Below are 14,383 nucleotides of genomic sequence, written 5' to 3'. Positions count from 1 at the left end.
GACGGCGCGGTAGGTCCAACGTGTCCGGCCGGAAGGTCCCAGACGGCACCAATTCGGGGACCGCGCCTAGGGCCGACCGCGGTCCCGGTCGGCCCTAGGCGACTAGGACGCGGCGACCCGGAGCGTTGACGCGGGCGCGATCTCCTGCCCTGCCAGCAGGCCGCGCCTGGCCAACTCGGGTCGCACGCCCTCGCCGAACCAGTACGCCTCCTCCAGGTGGGGGTACCCGGAGAGGACGAACTCGGTGATCCCGATGCCGTGGTACTCCTCGATCAGGTCGGCGACCTCGGTGTGGCTGCCCACCAGCGCCGTGCCCGCGCCGCCGCGGACCAGGCCGATGCCCGCCCACAGGTTCGGGTACACCTCCAGGCCGCGCACCCCCTTGTCCAGCGCGCCCTTGTGCAGCTCCAGCATCCGCTGCTGGCCGACCGACTGGCTCTTGGCCAGCTGCGCCTGCGCCTCGGCGACCTGGGTCGGGTCGAGCGCGTCGAGCAGCCGCTGCGCCTCGGCCCAGGCGGCCTCGGAGGTGTCTCGGGAGATGGTGTGCAGGCGGATGCCGAAGCGGGGTGTGCGGCCGAGCGCCTCGGCCTGCGCGCGGACCTCGGCGATCTTCTCGGCGACCTGCGCGGGCGGCTCGCCCCAGGTCAGGTAGACGTCGGCGTGCTTGGCGGCCACCGGGATGGCCGCGTCCGACGACCCGCCGAAGTAGACGGACGGGATCGGGTCCGGCGCGGCGACGGTGGTCGCGCCGACGACCGTGATGTGGTCGCCGTCGAAGGAGAACGGCTCGCCGGACCAGGCGCCGCGCACGACGGTGAGGAACTCGTCGGTGCGGGCGTAGCGGCTGTCGTGGTCGTGGAAGTCGCCGAAGCGCTCCTGCTCGACGGAGTCGCCGCCGGTGACCACGTTGAGCAGCAGCCTGCCGCCGGAGACCCGCTGGTAGGTCGAGGCCATCTGGGCGGCCAGGGTCGGCGAGATGACCCCGGGCCGGAACGCGACCAGGAACTTCAGCGTCCTGGTCTCCCGGATGAGCGCGGCGGTGATCAGCCAGGCGTCCTCGCAGAAGGTGCCGGTGGGGGTCAGCACGCCGGTGAAGCCGAGCTGTTCGGCGGCCCGCGCGACCTGGGCCAGGTAGTCGATGTCGGGTGCGCGGCGGGCGGAGCTCTCGGCGCGCTCGGCGTGGAACCGCTCCACCACGTTGCGGCCGTCGCCCGAGGTGGGGAGGAACCAGTGCAGGGTGACGCTCATTTCTGGGCTCCAGACTCAGCGACCGCGGCCACGTCGGCTGCGTAGCGGTTGTCGACGAAATCGGCGAAGGTGAACTTGGTCGGCAGGACCTTGGCGGCCACGAACGCGTCCGCCAGCTTCTGCTCGTCCGCGATCACAGTGTCGTCGAGCTTGATCGGCCGGTCGAGACCTCGCTGCGCGGCCTCTAGCGCTACCTCGGGCTTGAGGCCGGTCTCCTTGGACCAGGCGGTGGCGCGCTCCTCGACGTGAGTCTTGGCGTAGTTGAGGGCCTTGGCGTAGCGGACCACGTAGTCGCGCAGGGCGGCGTTCTTACCCGCATCGGCCAAGGCAGCCTTACCAGCGACGAGGAAGCCGTAGCCGCTGGCGAGGGAATCCGGGCCTGCTTCGGTGTTAGGCTTACCGCCGCCGGATGTGCCGGTGCCGTCGATGAGCACGCGCGCCTTGGTGTCGCGGAGCGCCTGGGTGGTGTACGGGTCCCAGATCGACCACGCGTCGAGCTTCTTCTGGGTGAACGCGGCGAACGCGTCCGAGGGCTGCAGGAAGCTGAGCGTGACGTCGGCGGGGGTCAGCTTGGCCGCGTTCAGCACGGTGAGGATCAGGCCGTGCGCGGAGCTGCCCTTGGCGACGCCGATGGTCTTGCCGCGCAGGTCCTCGATGCTGCGCAGCGGCGAGTCCTCGGGCACGAGGAGGGCGTCGCTGGAGACGTCGCCCTTCTGCGCGGACACGACCGCGATCTTGGCGTTGGCGGCAGCGGCGAACAGGGGCGGGGTGTTGCCGACGGAGCCGATGTCGATCGCGCCCGCGGAAGCGGCCTCTAGCAGCGGTGGGCCACTGGTAAAGGTCGACCACTCGATCTTGTAGGGGAGGTCCTTGAGCAGACCTGCCGCCTCTAGGTACGACTTCTGGCCGCCCTTCTGGTCGCCGACCTTGAGGGTGACCTTGGCGAGGTCGGCAGCGCTGACGGACTCAGGTACCGCCGCGCTGGGGGTGTCGGAGCTACCGCACGCCGTTAAAGCCAACGCCGCTACAGCGAAGGGGATCAGGTTACGCAGTCGCACGTTCGTTCACTCCCAGATCGCGCAACACCTGTGCGCGGACGTCAATGTGGTCGGATAGCTCTCTCGGCCTCGGGTGGCCCAAGATGTATTCACTGGCGATACGGCCCTCGTCGAGGACGAGGACGCGGTCGGCCAGCAGGAGTGCCTCGTCGACGTCGTGCGTGACGAGCAGGACGGCCGGTTTGTGCTGCTGCCACAACGTCTCCACCAGGCGGTGCATCGCCATCCTGGTCAACGCGTCCAGTGCGCCGAAGGGCTCGTCGAGCAGCAACAACTCGGGTTCGCGGACAAGGGCGCGGGCGAGCGACACCCGTTGCGCCTCACCGCCGGAGAGGGTGCGCGGCCACGCTTCGGCGTGATCGGCCAGCCGCACCTCGTCCAGCGCCTTGAGGCCCAACAGTGCGACGAACTCGCCCGGCGCGATGTCGAGGTCGAGCTCGCGGAGGACCGCGCGGTCGCCGAACTCCTTGGTCAGACCGCGAACCTCGACGGTCAGGCTGCTCGCCACCGCAGTGCCCTCCTCTCGACCAGGCGCACGATCGCGTCCGTCACCAGCCCGAGGGCGGCGTAGACGACCAAGCCGACGACGATGACGTCGGTGCGCAGGAACTCACGGGCGTTGTTGATCAGGTAGCCGAGGCCGCTGCTGGCGTTGACCTGCTCGCCGACGATCAGCGACAACCAGGCGACGCCGAGGGACTGGCGCAGGCCGACCAGGGTGTTGGGCAGCGCGGCGGGCAGCACGACGTGCACGAGCCGCTCGGTGCGGGTGAAACCGAGCGCGGTCGTCGCCTCGACCAGGTGGTCGTCGACGTTGCGGATGCCCGAGTGCACGTTGAGGTACAACGGGAACGCGACGCCGAGGGCGACCAGCGCGATCTTCGGCTCCTCGCCGATGCCGAACCAGAGGATGAACAGCGGGATCAGCCCGAGGAACGGCAACGTCCGCAGCATCTGCACCGGCGGGTCGACCAGGTAGTTGCCCCAGCGGGACAGCCCGGCAACGATGCCGAGCACGATCCCGATCAGCGCACCGATGCCGAACCCGATGCCGACCCTGGTCGTCGACACGACGAACGCGTCACCGAGCTCACCGGTGCCCGCCAACTCGATCCCGGCCTGCAACACCGTCCACGGCGAACTCAACTTGTCCGGCGGCAGAACACCGGTCTCACACGCGATCTGCCACAGCGCGACGATCGCCAACGGGCTGATCCACCGGCGCAGATCCGGCACTCTTCGGCGGGACTTCTTGACGGATAATGATTCCGGGGCCGATTCCGCACGCGCGGGGGCGCCCAGGGTCGAGACGGACACGGGTGTCTCCCGGTGGGGTGGGGACCGCGCGCCGCGCGCGCAGGAGGCCGGCCGCTGACGGCCGAGGCGGGACGTCAGGCCGGACAGATGGCGCTGGCCTGCCGCCGCAGGTCGACGTGCAGGCGGTACACCAGGGGTTCGCCGCCGTTCATGGTCCTGAGTCTTGGAGCGCGCGCGGGCGAAGTCAACGCTCGGACGGGGCGTCCCGAATCCTGGAAACCAGCATCGCGAATGGTGCGGAAACCGCCGAATTCTGCGAGGTCGGACGAGTGCCGAGGGCGCCGATGTGGTTTCAGCGCGAAATGAAGGGCCGATTCATCCCGGCGGCGGCTTGCGCGGCGGCCGGTGGGCGGAAAGCAGAGAACTGCGCGCGGAGAACAGGAGGCCCGGGTCGGCCCCCGGAGCGTCGTTGATCCGGGGGCCTGGGGTCGATCAGGCCATGTCGTGGCGCACGATGGTCTGGTCCCGGCCAGGGCCTACGCCGATGGCGGAGATCCGGGCGCCGGAGAGGGATTCGAGGCGTTCCACGTAGGCGCGGGCGTTGGCGGGCAGTTCCTCGTAGGTGCGGCAGTGGGTGATGTCCTCCCACCAGCCGGGGAGTTCCTCGTAGACCGGGATGGCGTGGTGGACGTCGGTCTGGGTCATCGGCATGTCGTCGACGCGGCGGCCGTCGACCTCGTAGCCGACGCAGATCGGGACCGTGTCCAGGCCGGAGAGGACGTCGAGCTTGGTGAGGAAGTAGTCGGTGATGCCGTTGACGCGGGCGGCGTAGCGGGCGATCACGGCGTCGAACCAGCCGGTGCGGCGCAGGCGCTTGGTGGTGACGCCGATCTCGCCGCCGACCTTGCGCAGGCGCTCGCCCATGTCGTCGGTCAGCTCGGTCGGGAACGGGCCGGAGCCCACGCGCGTGGTGTACGCCTTGAGGATGCCGATGACGCCGGTGATCCGGGTGGGGCCGATGCCCGAGCCAGCGCACGCGCCGCCGGAGGTCGGGTTGGACGAGGTCACGAACGGGTAGGTGCCGTGGTCGACGTCGAGCAGGGTGCCCTGGGAGCCCTCCAGCAGCACCGTCTCGCCGCGTTCGAGGGCCTGGTTGAGCAGCAGGCGGGTGTCGGCGATGCGGTGGCCGAACTTCTCCGCCGAGGCGAGCACCTCGTCGACGACCTGGTTGGCGTCGAGCGCCTTGCGGTTGTAGATCTTGACAAGCATCTGGTTCTTGACGTCCAGCGCGGCCTCGACCTTCTGCCGCAGGATCTTCTCGTCGAGCACGTCCTGCACCCGGACGCCGACCCTGGCGACCTTGTCCTGGTAGGCGGGGCCGATGCCGCGGCCGGTGGTGCCGATCTTGGCCTTGCCCAGGTAGCGCTCGGTGACCTTATCGATGGCCACGTGGTAGGGCATGATCAGGTGCGCGTCGGCGGAGATCAGCAGGCGCGAGGTGTCCACGCCGCGCTCGTCGAGGCCGGACAGCTCGGTGAGCAGGACGCCGGGGTCGACGACGACGCCGTTGCCGATGACGTTGGTGACGCCGGGGCTCAGGATGCCCGAGGGGATCAGGTGCAGCGCGAACTTCTGACCGTCGGGCAGCACCACGGTGTGTCCCGCGTTGTTCCCGCCCTGGTACCGCACGATCCACTGAACGCGGTCGCCGAGCAGGTCGGTCGCCTTGCCCTTGCCCTCGTCGCCCCATTGGGCGCCGATCAGCACGATTGCCGGCATGTGAAACTCCAGGTGTTGGCAGTGTGGAGAAACCCTTGGACACCCGTACCCGTGCTGCCTCGGGCGAATGCCGGTGACTGAGACTAGACCAGGAGACAGCAGTGAGCGCACTCGTGCTGGCCTGCGGAAACGCGGCCGACACCGCCCGCCCGCCCGCGCTCACCGAGCGTGACGGGATCAGCTGGCGGCCGGTGGCGGCGACACCCGGCCGGGCGGAGGTGGACCCGCTGCTCAAGGCCACCGGCGGGGGTCGGGTCGTGGTCGTGGGCACCGACGCCGACCTGGCCGCGGTGGTGCAGCGGGTGATGCGCCTCGACCGGCTGGCCGACACCCCGATCGGGTACGTGCCGGTCGACCCCGGCGCGTCCGCGATCCCGGACCTGTGGGGGTTGCCCCGGGACCCGGCCGCGCTGGTCGAGGTCGCGCTCGGCGGGGAGATCGACCCGTTCCCGCTGATCCGCGACGACGCGGGTGGGGTGCTGGTCGGCCTCGGGGTGATCGACCAGCCGCAGGGTGTGGCCTATTGCGACGACGCGGTGGCCCTGCGCGGCCGGGCGAAGCGGATCGAGGTGACCCCGGACCCGGACGGCGGCACCGGCCTGGTGGCGCGGGTCGTGACCGGCTGGTTCGGCAAGAAGGTGACCGCGCTGACCGGCCGGGCGTTCCAGATCGGCTGCGTGCGCACCCTGCTGACCCGCGACGGCGTGACCAAGGACGTCGCCAAGTGGACCTGGTACCGGCACACCGAGGACCTGCGGGTGGCGCGCGGCGTCGTGTGACCCAGCGTGCACTGCTGTTGACTCAGCGTGCAGTCCCGGTGCCACCCCGTAGCGATCACGAGGGCTACTGGGGGCAGTGCCCCCTGCCCCCAGCACCGGGCCCGACCCAGCTCTTTCACTGTCCGTCCTCGTGCTGTCACCCACGGGTGTGACGCGGGCCATCTCGTCGCACCACGGTGAGGGACGGCCCTCCCCCTGCCGACCGGAGGAAACGATGTCGACGAAGACCCGCGTTGCCGCCTTGCTCGCCGCGCTGATCGCCGTGTTCGCCCTCGCCACCCCGGCGGGCGCCACCCCACCGGGTATCCCGAGCGAGGCGACCGCCCGCGCCGAACTGGCCGCGCTGACCGTCCGCGCGGACGGCTCGATGACCGGCTACTCGCGCGACAAGTTCCCGCACTGGGTGACCATCTCGGGCGCCTGCGACACCCGCGAGACCGTCCTCAAGCGCGACGGCAGCGGCGTGGTCACCAACTCCTCGTGCCAGGCGACCTCGGGCAGCTGGTTCAGCCCGTACGACGGCGCCACCTGGTCCGCGGCGTCCGATGTGGACATCGACCACGTCGTGCCGCTGGCCGCCGCCTGGCGTTCCGGCGCCTCGGGCTGGTCGACCAGCCAGCGCCAGCAGTTCGCCAACGACCTGAGCCGCCCGCAGCTGATCGCGGTGACCGACAACGTCAACCAGGCCAAGGGCGACAAGAGCCCGGAGAGCTGGAAGCCGCCGACGACCGGCTACTGGTGCACCTACGCGAAGATGTGGACCCGCGTGAAGTACAGCTACAGCCTGAGCGTGAACTCCGCGGAGAAGTCGGCGCTGCTGGGCATGCTCGACCGCTGCTGAGCCACGACGGGTGGGGCGCCCCTGCCCCACCCGTCTCCCGGCCTGGGTGATCACTAAAGTTGCCGGTTCGGCACCGTTGATCCCTTGGGGGGACGCGTTCGCCGCCGACTACAGCTTCTCGATGGCGTGCGAGCCCGCCAAGCGCGGGGTGCTGGTTCCGCTGATCACCGACCCGGAGTGCCGGTCGGGGAGCCTGGACGACGCCCCGACCGAGTGCGGCTAGACCAGGCCGAGCGCTGCGGGGGCCGCCGCGTCGGAGTCGGCGAGGAAGGTGGAGCAGCGCTCGTACTCCTCGGTGTCGTCGATCTCCCTGGCGGCGAGGGCGAGGGCGGCGAGGGCGCGCAGGAAGCCCTGGTTGGGGCGGTGCGACCACGGCACCGGGCCGAAGCCCTTCCAGCCGGAGCGGCGCAGTTGGTCCAGACCGCGGTGGTAGCCGGTGCGGGCGTAGGCGTAGGCGGCGATCGGCTCACCGGCGGCGAGCGCGCCCTCGGCGAGGGTGGCCCACGCCTCGCTGAAGTCCGGCCAGCGGGTGGCGACCTCGACCGGGGAGGTGCCGCCGTCGAGCGCGGCCTGGGGCTCGGCGCGGTCGGGCAGCAGCGTCGGCTCTGGGCCGAGGAGGTTTCCGTGCATGCCGCCATCCTGCCGTACCGGACGGTGCGTGATCGGGTGACTACCCGCGGCCGGATCGGACACCCGGACTACCTCGGGTGGCCAACCGGGGTCATCATGGCCCGGTGAGACAGGGTGTGGAGATCGGCGGACCGGTCGCGCAGTTCAAGGCGTTCTTCCGGTTGCACTGGACCAGGGGCGCCGCCGGGCGCGAGACGCCGGAGTGGGTGTGGCACTTCGCGTACCGCACCTGGCTGCTGGCGCTGCTGTTCAAGCTGCTCGGGTCCTCTTGGGACGAGTCGTGGCACTTCAAGTTCCTGCGCGACGACCTGGCCCCGCCGCACCTGATCAACAGCGTCGGCACCGGGATCGCGGTGGTGCTGGTGGCCATCCACACCTTCACCGGGATGGCCACCACCAGGCGGGCGCAGCGGGTGGTGCAGGCCGGGCTGGCGGTGTTCCTGATCGCCGCGCCGCTCGACGTGATCAACCACCGGATCAACGGCCTGGACCTGACCGCGTGGAGCCCGTCGCACGCGTTGCTCTACCTGGGCACCGCGCTGATGATCGCCGGTCTCATCGACGGCTGGTTCGCAGGCGGTCCGCGCGGCGCGGGGTGGACGCTGGTGCTGGGCACGCTGTGGGTGTTCTTCCTGGAGAACACGCTGTTCCCGAACGGGCAGCAGGAGTACGGCTCGCTGGAGATGGCCTCCTGCACGCCCAACGGGGTGTTGGACCCGAGCAGGTGTTACGCCGAGCGGGAGTTGCTCGAGTTCGCCGCGCAGCAGCTCGGTCGACCGGTGGACTACACGGCCATCGAGCATTTCGCGTTGCCGATCCCCTCGTGGGTCTACCCGTTGTGGGGCATCGGTGTCGCGGCGTTGGTGCTGGCGGTCGCGGCGAAGACGATCGGTAAGACGTGGGCGGCTACCGCTGTCGCGGGCGCTTATGTCGCCTACCGCGCGGTGATCTGGCCGATGTTGGTCGCGGCAGACTTCCCGCCTTCCGCGGTGCCGTTCTACTTGGTGTTCGTGGGCCTCGGCATCGACCTCGTCCGCCGCTTTGGCCTACCGCACCTAGGTGAAGCTGCCGCCGGTGCTGTCGCGGTTACCGCACTCGGCTACGGCGCCCTGTACGCGCAAGAGCAACTCCTGGCCGCCCCTCCGACGGCCTGGTGGTCGGCGCCGATCGCGCTCGTAGGCGTCGCCGTGCTGTGGGCGGCAGGCCGCCCTATCGCACAGAGGCTGCGCCAACAGGCTTAGAACGCAAGAAGGCCCTCTCCTGGAACGAGGAGAGGGCCTTTCGCCGAGGGTCAGCCCGCGATCATGCGGCCCGCCGACTTGAGGTGCTCGCACGCCTGCGTGATGCGCGCGGCCATCGCCTGCTCCGCTGCCTTGAGGTAGCTGCGCGGGTCGTAGACCTTCTTGTTGCCCACCTCGCCGTCGATCTTGAGCACACCGTCGTAGTTGGCGAACATGTGCGCCGCGATCGGCCGGGTGAAGGCGTACTGGGTGTCGGTGTCGATGTTCATCTTGATGACGCCGTAGGTCAGCGCCTCGTGGATCTCCTCGAGCAGCGAGCCGGAGCCGCCGTGGAAGACCAGGTCGAACGGCTTGGCGTCGGCGCCGAGGCCGAGCTTCTGCGCGACGACGTCCTGGCCCTGCTTGAGGATCTCCGGGCGCAGCTTCACGTTGCCCGGCTTGTACACGCCGTGCACGTTGCCGAAGGTCGCCGCGAGCAGGTAGCGCCCCTTCTCGCCGACACCGAGCGCGTCGACGGTCTTGAGGTAGTCCTCGGCCGAGGTGTAGAGCTTGTCGTTGATCTCGTTGGCGACGCCGTCCTCCTCGCCGCCGACCACGCCGACCTCGATCTCCAGCACGATCCGCGCCGCAGCCGCCTTCTCCAGCAGCTCGGCGGCGATCTGCAGGTTCTCCTCGAGCGGCACCGCGGAGCCGTCCCACATGTGCGACTGGAACAGCGGGTTCTCGCCCTTGTCGACCCGCTCCTGGCTGATGGCGATCAGCGGGCGGACGAACCCGTCGAGCTTGTCCTTGGGGCAGTGGTCGGTGTGCAGCGCGACGTTGACCGGGTACTTGGCCGCGACCACGTGCGCGAACTCGGCGAGCGCCACCGCGCCGGTGACCATGTCCTTGACCTTGGTGCCGGAGGCGAACTCGGCGCCGCCGGTCGAGACCTGGATGATCCCGTCACTCTCGGCCTCGGCGAACCCGCGCAGCGCGGCGTTCAGCGTCTCCGACGAGGTCACGTTGATGGCGGGGTAAGCGAACTCGTTCGCCTTGGCCCGGTCCAGCATCTCCGCGTAGACCTCGGGTGTGGCGATGGGCATCGTGCTCCTCCTCGGGGTGGCCTGCGCCGTTCTGGCGCATCCTACGAGCAGCGGGGCCCTCCCGTGTTGGGCAGACTGGTGCCATGGCCACGGCTACCTGGAACGGCGAGGTCATCGCCGAGAGCGATGACACCGTCGTCGTCGAAGACAACCACTACTTCCCCGTCGAGTCGGTGCACCAGCACTTCCTGCGCCCTTCGGAGACCACAACCGAGTGCGGTTGGAAGGGAACCGCCAACTACTACACGTTGCACGTCAACGGTGCGGACAACCCGGACGCGGTCTGGTACTACGCCGAGCCGAAGCCGGAGGCGGCGCAGATCAAGGGCCGGGTGGCGTTCTGGAAGGGCGTCGAGATCACCGGCTGAGATAGTTCGCTGACCGGCGAACCGAATCGGGGTAGGTTCGCCGCATGACGCGAATCGGCACCACGGAACTCGAGGTCTACCCGCTCAACCTGGGCACGAACGTGTTCGGGTGGACCGCGGACAAGGCGGCGTCGTTCGCCGTCCTGGACGCTTACGCGGCGGCGGGCGGCAACTTCGTCGACACCGCCGACATGTACTCGCAGTGGGCGTCAGGCAACTCCGGCGGCGAGTCGGAGACCATCATCGGCGAGTGGCTCACCTCCCGGGGTAGGCGCGACGAGTTCGTGGTGGCGACGAAGCTGTCGGCACTTGAGGGCTTTAAAGGGCTTTCCGCGGCGAACATCAAGGCCGCCGCGGAAGGCTCCCTCAAGCGGCTTGGCACCGACCACATCGACCTGTACTACTCGCACTACGACGACGAGAGCACTCCGATCGAGGAGACCCTGACCGCGTTCGACGCGCTCGTGCGCGAGGGCAAGGTCCGCCACATCGCCGCGTCGAACCTCTCCGCGGCGCGGATCGAGGAGTCGCTGGCGATCTCCGACCGCGAGGGCCTGGCGCGGTACGTGGCGGTGCAGCCGCACTACAGCCTGATCGAGCGCGCGGGCTACGAGACCGAGTACGCCGCCCTGGCCGCCAAGGAGGACCTGGCCGTCCTGCCGTACTGGTCGCTGGCACGCGGCTTCCTCACCGGCAAGTACCGCGACGGCGGCTCCGCGGTCGACAGCCCGCGCGCGGGTGCGGCCTCGGCCTACCTCGACGACCGCGGCCGCCGGGTCCTCGCTGCGCTGGACGAGGTCGCCGCAGCGCACGAGACCTCGGTGGCGGCGGTCGCGCTGGCGTGGCTGACGGCCCAGCCGAACGTGGTGGCGCCGATCGCGAGCGCCCGCACACCGGAGCAACTGACCGACCTGATCGCCTCGGTGGACCTGAGGCTCGGTTCTGACGAGGTCGACAAGCTGACCGCAGCAGCCGACGCCTGACAGGTCGAGACGCCTGCTCGATGGGGCGGACTTGTTTTGCGCGGGGTGGCACCCTCCGTAAGCTCGCCGCGCGGGGGAGGGCCGTCTCTTCAGGCCCCGCCTTTGTGCTCTTCCCAGGAGGGTGCAGGGGCCCCGCGCAAAACAAGTTCGCCGCATCGAGCTGACCCGCCCGGGCCTGACCAGCTCAGTCGGAGACTTCGAGCATCGAGCGGTATCCGAGTACTACGAGCAAGTGGCGGGCGCGGGTGAGGACCTCCGGGTCGTCGCCCGCGCCCGTTGCCGTCAGGGTGGCGGTCAGGTCTGCGCGCTGTTCGGGCACATGCACATCCTCAGCGACCTCCGCGTCGACCACGAAGTCCTCCTCGCGGCGGCGCAGCACCCGTCTGATCTCGGCGGTCAGCGCGGCGTAGGCGTCCACAGCCGCAGTCGTAGTGGTCGACGTACTAGCCGCTGCACCGGCCAATAGCGCAGTGACGACCAACTCCACCGACACTGGTAACACTCCTCCCGCCACCCGCCCCCTCGTCCCCGCCCGGCATCGTCCCCGGCTTGGCAGGTGAGTCGGCCGCTCACTCTCAGCGCATCGACCATCACATCGACGGACCCCGGTCGGGGGTTACCGGCATGGCGAAATACCTGTTACTCGCGGTAGCTTACTCTGGGTAGGTTGCGGTACGGTCGCTGCCGGAACTCGGTCTTGGAGGCACCCATGGGCGTGACGAACCTGTTTGCCCGCGCGCAGAGCGTCGCGGGGAAGGTCATCCTGATCACCGGCGCCGCCCGGGGCTTCGGCGCCGGTCTTGCCCGCCGGTTCGCCGCTGCGGGGGCCAAGGTCGCCCTGGTCGGGCTGGAACCGGAGGAGCTAGCCAAGGTCGCGGCCGACTGCGGGCCCAACGCCGCGGTGTTCGAGGCCGACGTGACCGACTGGGTCGCGCTGGAGGCGGCGGCCAAGGGCACCGTGGAGCGCTTCGGCGGGATCGACATCGTCATCGCCAACGCGGGCATCGCCGCGGCCGGGTTCGTCCGGTCGATCGACCCGGTCGCCTTCGAGCGCACGATCGAGGTCGACCTGCTGGGGGTCTGGCGCACCGTCCGGGTGACCCTGCCGCACGTCATCGAGCGCAAGGGCTACGTGCTGGTGGTGTCGTCGATGGCCGCGATCGCGCACGCACCGGCGATGGCCGCCTACGCCGCCGCCAAGGCCGGGGTGGAGGCGTTCACCAACAGCCTGCGCGCCGAGGTGCGCCACCTGGGCGTCAAGGTCGGCGTCGCGCACCCGAGCTGGATCGCGACCGACCTGGTCAGCGGCGCCGACGAGCACCCGGTCTTCGGCCCGCTGCGCGCGGGCATGCCCGGTCCGATCGGCAAGACCTACCCGGTGTCGGTGGCGCTGGACGCGCTGGAGGCCGGGGTGCTGCGCCGGGACAGGACCGTGCACGTGCCCGGCTGGGTCGGTCTGCTGAAGCTGTTCCGCGCGTTCCTGCCGCCGATCATCGAGATCGGCGGGCGGCTCACCGGCAACATGGTCGCCAAGGCGGACAAGGCGGCGCTGGCCGACATCGCCGCGCGCGGGGCGGAGGTCTCTTCGCGGCCGGTCGGCGCTGGCGGCGCGGCGGCGGTCCGGGCCAGGTAGTCAGCCGGCAGAGTGGCCGCCGTGTCCAGGCGCGAGCAGATCAAGATGACCCCGGCCGAGATCGCCGAGTTCCTCGACGGGCAGCGGACCGCGAACGTGGCGACGATCGGGCGCAACAACCGGCCGCACGTCGTGCCGCTGTGGTTCGTGCCCGAGGGCGGCGCGCTGGTGGCGTGGACCTACGAGAGTTCGCAGAAGGTCGCCAACCTGCGCAGGCTCGCCCAGGCGAGCGTGCTCGTGGAGGCGGGCGAGTCCTATGAGGAGCTGCGCGGCGTGCTCATGGAGTGCGACGTCGAGGTGATCACCGAGGCCGACGGGGTCGTGCGGATCGGCGGCGCCATCACCGAGCGGTACGCCGGGAACCCGGAGGTCGCGGTCGCGGCGGGCCAGTTCATCCGGACCCAGGCCACCAAGCGGGTGGGGCTGCGGTTCACCCCGACCCACGTGACGTCCTGGGACCACCGCAAGCTCGGCGGCACCTACTAGCTAGTCGAGCTAGCTAGTCGAGCGCGGCGGGCGTCCCGAGCACGATGTTCCACTCCCGGATGACCCGCGACTCGGCCACCCCCTGGAGCGTGTACGGGTCGACGGCGAGCAGTTCGTCCAGCTCAGCGCGGTCGGCGGCGCGCAGCACCACGAACCCGCCGGTGCCGTCGGCCCACGGTCCCGCCGCCAGCACCTGCCCGGACTCGACCATCGACCGCAGGTAGTCGCGGTGGGCCGGGCGGGCGGCGTTGAGCCGGGCGGCGTCGTCGGCGTAGCGGGTGTCCACGGTGAACCAGGTCATGGCGCCATCATCGCAAGCGCAGGTCGGACGGTGTGCCCGCGGGTCTCGGCCCGGTAAGGTCAGCCCGTGGCAGGGGAAGACAACCAGGCAGGTGCCCCGCAGTCGACGGGGCAAGGCGGCGCGGAGCAGACGGTCGAACAGACCCTGACGCGGCTGCGGGCGATCGACACCAAGGGCACGCCGCCACCGCGGCCGGACGCCCCGCTGACGCTGGAGGACCTGTACCGCACGCACCGGATGCGGTTGATCCGGCTGGCGTTGCTGCTGGTCGACGAGCCCGCGACGGCCGAGGACGTGGTGCAGGAGGCGTTCACCGGGCTGCACCGCAACTGGGGCGGCCTGCGCGACTCGGCCGCCGCGGTGGGGTACCTGCGCACGGCGGTGGTCAACGGTTCGCGCAGCGTGCTGCGCAGGCGCAAGACGGCGCGCGAGTACACCCCGCCGCACGCGGTCAACGCGCGGTCGGCGGAGAGCCTTGCGATGCTGACCGCGGAGCACCAGAGCGTCGTGCGGGCGCTGTCCCAGTTGCCGCCGCGGCAGCGCGAGGTCCTGGTGCTGCGCTACTACGGGAACCTCACCGAGGCGGAGATCGCCGAGGCGGCCGGTATCTCCAAGGGCACCGTGAAGTCGACCGCCAGCCGGGCGTTGGAGGCGCTGCAGAAGATCATGAACACGCCGTAGGCGTACTCCTACT

Annotated in this window: 18 protein-coding genes; 9 read left to right on the top strand and 9 right to left on the bottom strand. The window is 70.3% G+C overall.

The annotated features are described in order from the left end of the window. Positions 1–102: 102 nt before the first annotated feature. The 5 genes from CLV68_RS04335 to CLV68_RS04310 form a co-directional block, all read right to left on the bottom strand. Complete coding sequence (locus CLV68_RS04335) at positions 103–1,248, bottom strand: LLM class flavin-dependent oxidoreductase (RefSeq protein ID WP_121389265.1); 1,146 nt, start codon at positions 1,246–1,248, stop codon at positions 103–105. After that, positions 1,245–2,306: an ABC transporter substrate-binding protein gene (locus tag CLV68_RS04330; protein WP_121389264.1), complete on the bottom strand. Its 1,062-nt coding sequence runs from the start codon at positions 2,304–2,306 to the stop codon at positions 1,245–1,247. Before CLV68_RS04330 ends, CLV68_RS04335 begins: the two co-directional genes overlap by 4 nt. Next, positions 2,293–2,814, bottom strand: coding sequence for an ATP-binding cassette domain-containing protein (locus CLV68_RS04325; RefSeq protein ID WP_121389263.1), 522 nt, complete (start codon positions 2,812–2,814; stop codon positions 2,293–2,295). Before CLV68_RS04325 ends, CLV68_RS04330 begins: the two co-directional genes overlap by 14 nt. Continuing rightward, a complete protein-coding gene (locus CLV68_RS04320) occupies positions 2,799–3,623 on the bottom strand; it encodes an ABC transporter permease (protein WP_425454816.1) in 825 nt (274 codons plus the stop codon). Before CLV68_RS04320 ends, CLV68_RS04325 begins: the two co-directional genes overlap by 16 nt. 432 nt (positions 3,624–4,055) lie before the next feature. Continuing rightward, a complete protein-coding gene (locus CLV68_RS04310) occupies positions 4,056–5,342 on the bottom strand; it encodes an adenylosuccinate synthase (protein ID WP_121389262.1) in 1,287 nt (428 codons plus the stop codon). 101 nt (positions 5,343–5,443) lie between these two features. Here CLV68_RS04310 and CLV68_RS04305 point away from each other — a divergent pair, with 101 nt between their 5' ends. The 3 genes from CLV68_RS04305 (at position 5,444) to CLV68_RS33665 (ending at position 7,185) form a co-directional block, all read left to right on the top strand. Further along, positions 5,444–6,121 carry a hypothetical protein gene (locus CLV68_RS04305; RefSeq protein WP_121389261.1) on the top strand — a complete coding sequence of 226 codons (678 nt, stop codon included), beginning with the start codon at positions 5,444–5,446 and terminating at the stop codon, positions 6,119–6,121. A gap of 214 nt (positions 6,122–6,335) precedes the next feature. Then, positions 6,336–6,962: an HNH endonuclease family protein gene (locus CLV68_RS04300; RefSeq protein ID WP_121389260.1), complete on the top strand. Its 627-nt coding sequence runs from the start codon at positions 6,336–6,338 to the stop codon at positions 6,960–6,962. A 46-nt stretch (positions 6,963–7,008) separates the two neighbouring features. After that, positions 7,009–7,185, top strand: a complete 177-nt coding sequence (locus CLV68_RS33665) for a hypothetical protein (protein ID WP_170224067.1) — start codon at positions 7,009–7,011, stop codon at positions 7,183–7,185. On the opposite strand, the gene CLV68_RS04295 is transcribed toward CLV68_RS33665, so the two are convergent. Further along, positions 7,182–7,592, bottom strand: a complete 411-nt coding sequence (locus tag CLV68_RS04295) for a DUF3151 domain-containing protein (protein WP_121389259.1) — start codon at positions 7,590–7,592, stop codon at positions 7,182–7,184. The two genes, CLV68_RS33665 and CLV68_RS04295, sit on opposite strands and share 4 nt — an antisense overlap. Positions 7,593–7,696: 104 nt before the next feature. On the opposite strand from CLV68_RS04295, the gene CLV68_RS04290 reads away from it, so the two are divergent. Beyond that, positions 7,697–8,833, top strand: coding sequence for a hypothetical protein (locus CLV68_RS04290; protein WP_121389258.1), 1,137 nt, complete (start codon positions 7,697–7,699; stop codon positions 8,831–8,833). A gap of 50 nt (positions 8,834–8,883) precedes the next feature. Here CLV68_RS04290 and fbaA read toward each other — a convergent pair whose 3' ends face one another. Continuing rightward, positions 8,884–9,918 carry a class II fructose-bisphosphate aldolase gene (fbaA, locus tag CLV68_RS04285; RefSeq protein WP_121389257.1) on the bottom strand — a complete coding sequence of 345 codons (1,035 nt, stop codon included), beginning with the start codon at positions 9,916–9,918 and terminating at the stop codon, positions 8,884–8,886. A gap of 83 nt (positions 9,919–10,001) precedes the next feature. On the opposite strand from fbaA, the gene CLV68_RS04280 reads away from it, so the two are divergent. Continuing rightward, complete coding sequence (locus tag CLV68_RS04280; RefSeq protein ID WP_121389256.1) at positions 10,002–10,286, top strand: DUF427 domain-containing protein; 285 nt, start codon at positions 10,002–10,004, stop codon at positions 10,284–10,286. A gap of 44 nt (positions 10,287–10,330) precedes the next feature. Continuing rightward, positions 10,331–11,269 carry an aldo/keto reductase gene (locus CLV68_RS04275; protein WP_121389255.1) on the top strand — a complete coding sequence of 313 codons (939 nt, stop codon included), beginning with the start codon at positions 10,331–10,333 and terminating at the stop codon, positions 11,267–11,269. 184 nt (positions 11,270–11,453) lie between these two features. On the opposite strand, the gene CLV68_RS04270 is transcribed toward CLV68_RS04275, so the two are convergent. After that, on the bottom strand, positions 11,454–11,687 hold the full coding sequence (locus tag CLV68_RS04270; protein ID WP_121389254.1) for a hypothetical protein: 234 nt from the start codon (positions 11,685–11,687) through the stop codon (positions 11,454–11,456). Positions 11,688–11,978: 291 nt separating this feature from the next. Between CLV68_RS04270 and CLV68_RS04265 the strand changes: the two genes are divergently transcribed. After that, on the top strand, positions 11,979–12,902 hold the full coding sequence (locus CLV68_RS04265) for a short-chain dehydrogenase/reductase (RefSeq protein WP_121389253.1): 924 nt from the start codon (positions 11,979–11,981) through the stop codon (positions 12,900–12,902). Between the two features lie 21 nt (positions 12,903–12,923). Next, on the top strand, positions 12,924–13,388 hold the full coding sequence (locus CLV68_RS04260; RefSeq protein WP_121390956.1) for a pyridoxamine 5'-phosphate oxidase family protein: 465 nt from the start codon (positions 12,924–12,926) through the stop codon (positions 13,386–13,388). A gap of 13 nt (positions 13,389–13,401) precedes the next feature. On the opposite strand, the gene CLV68_RS04255 is transcribed toward CLV68_RS04260, so the two are convergent. Beyond that, on the bottom strand, positions 13,402–13,689 hold the full coding sequence (locus tag CLV68_RS04255) for a YciI family protein (protein WP_121389252.1): 288 nt from the start codon (positions 13,687–13,689) through the stop codon (positions 13,402–13,404). Positions 13,690–13,755: 66 nt separating this feature from the next. On the opposite strand from CLV68_RS04255, the gene CLV68_RS04250 reads away from it, so the two are divergent. After that, on the top strand, positions 13,756–14,370 hold the full coding sequence (locus CLV68_RS04250) for a SigE family RNA polymerase sigma factor (protein WP_092781936.1): 615 nt from the start codon (positions 13,756–13,758) through the stop codon (positions 14,368–14,370). Positions 14,371–14,383 lie beyond the last annotated feature (13 nt).

The organism is Actinokineospora cianjurensis, from assembly GCF_003663795.1.
Lineage (GTDB): Bacteria > Actinomycetota > Actinomycetes > Mycobacteriales > Pseudonocardiaceae > Actinokineospora > Actinokineospora terrae.
The sequence above is the reverse complement of the archived record's forward strand: the minus strand, read 5'-3'. Positions and strand labels throughout refer to the sequence as shown.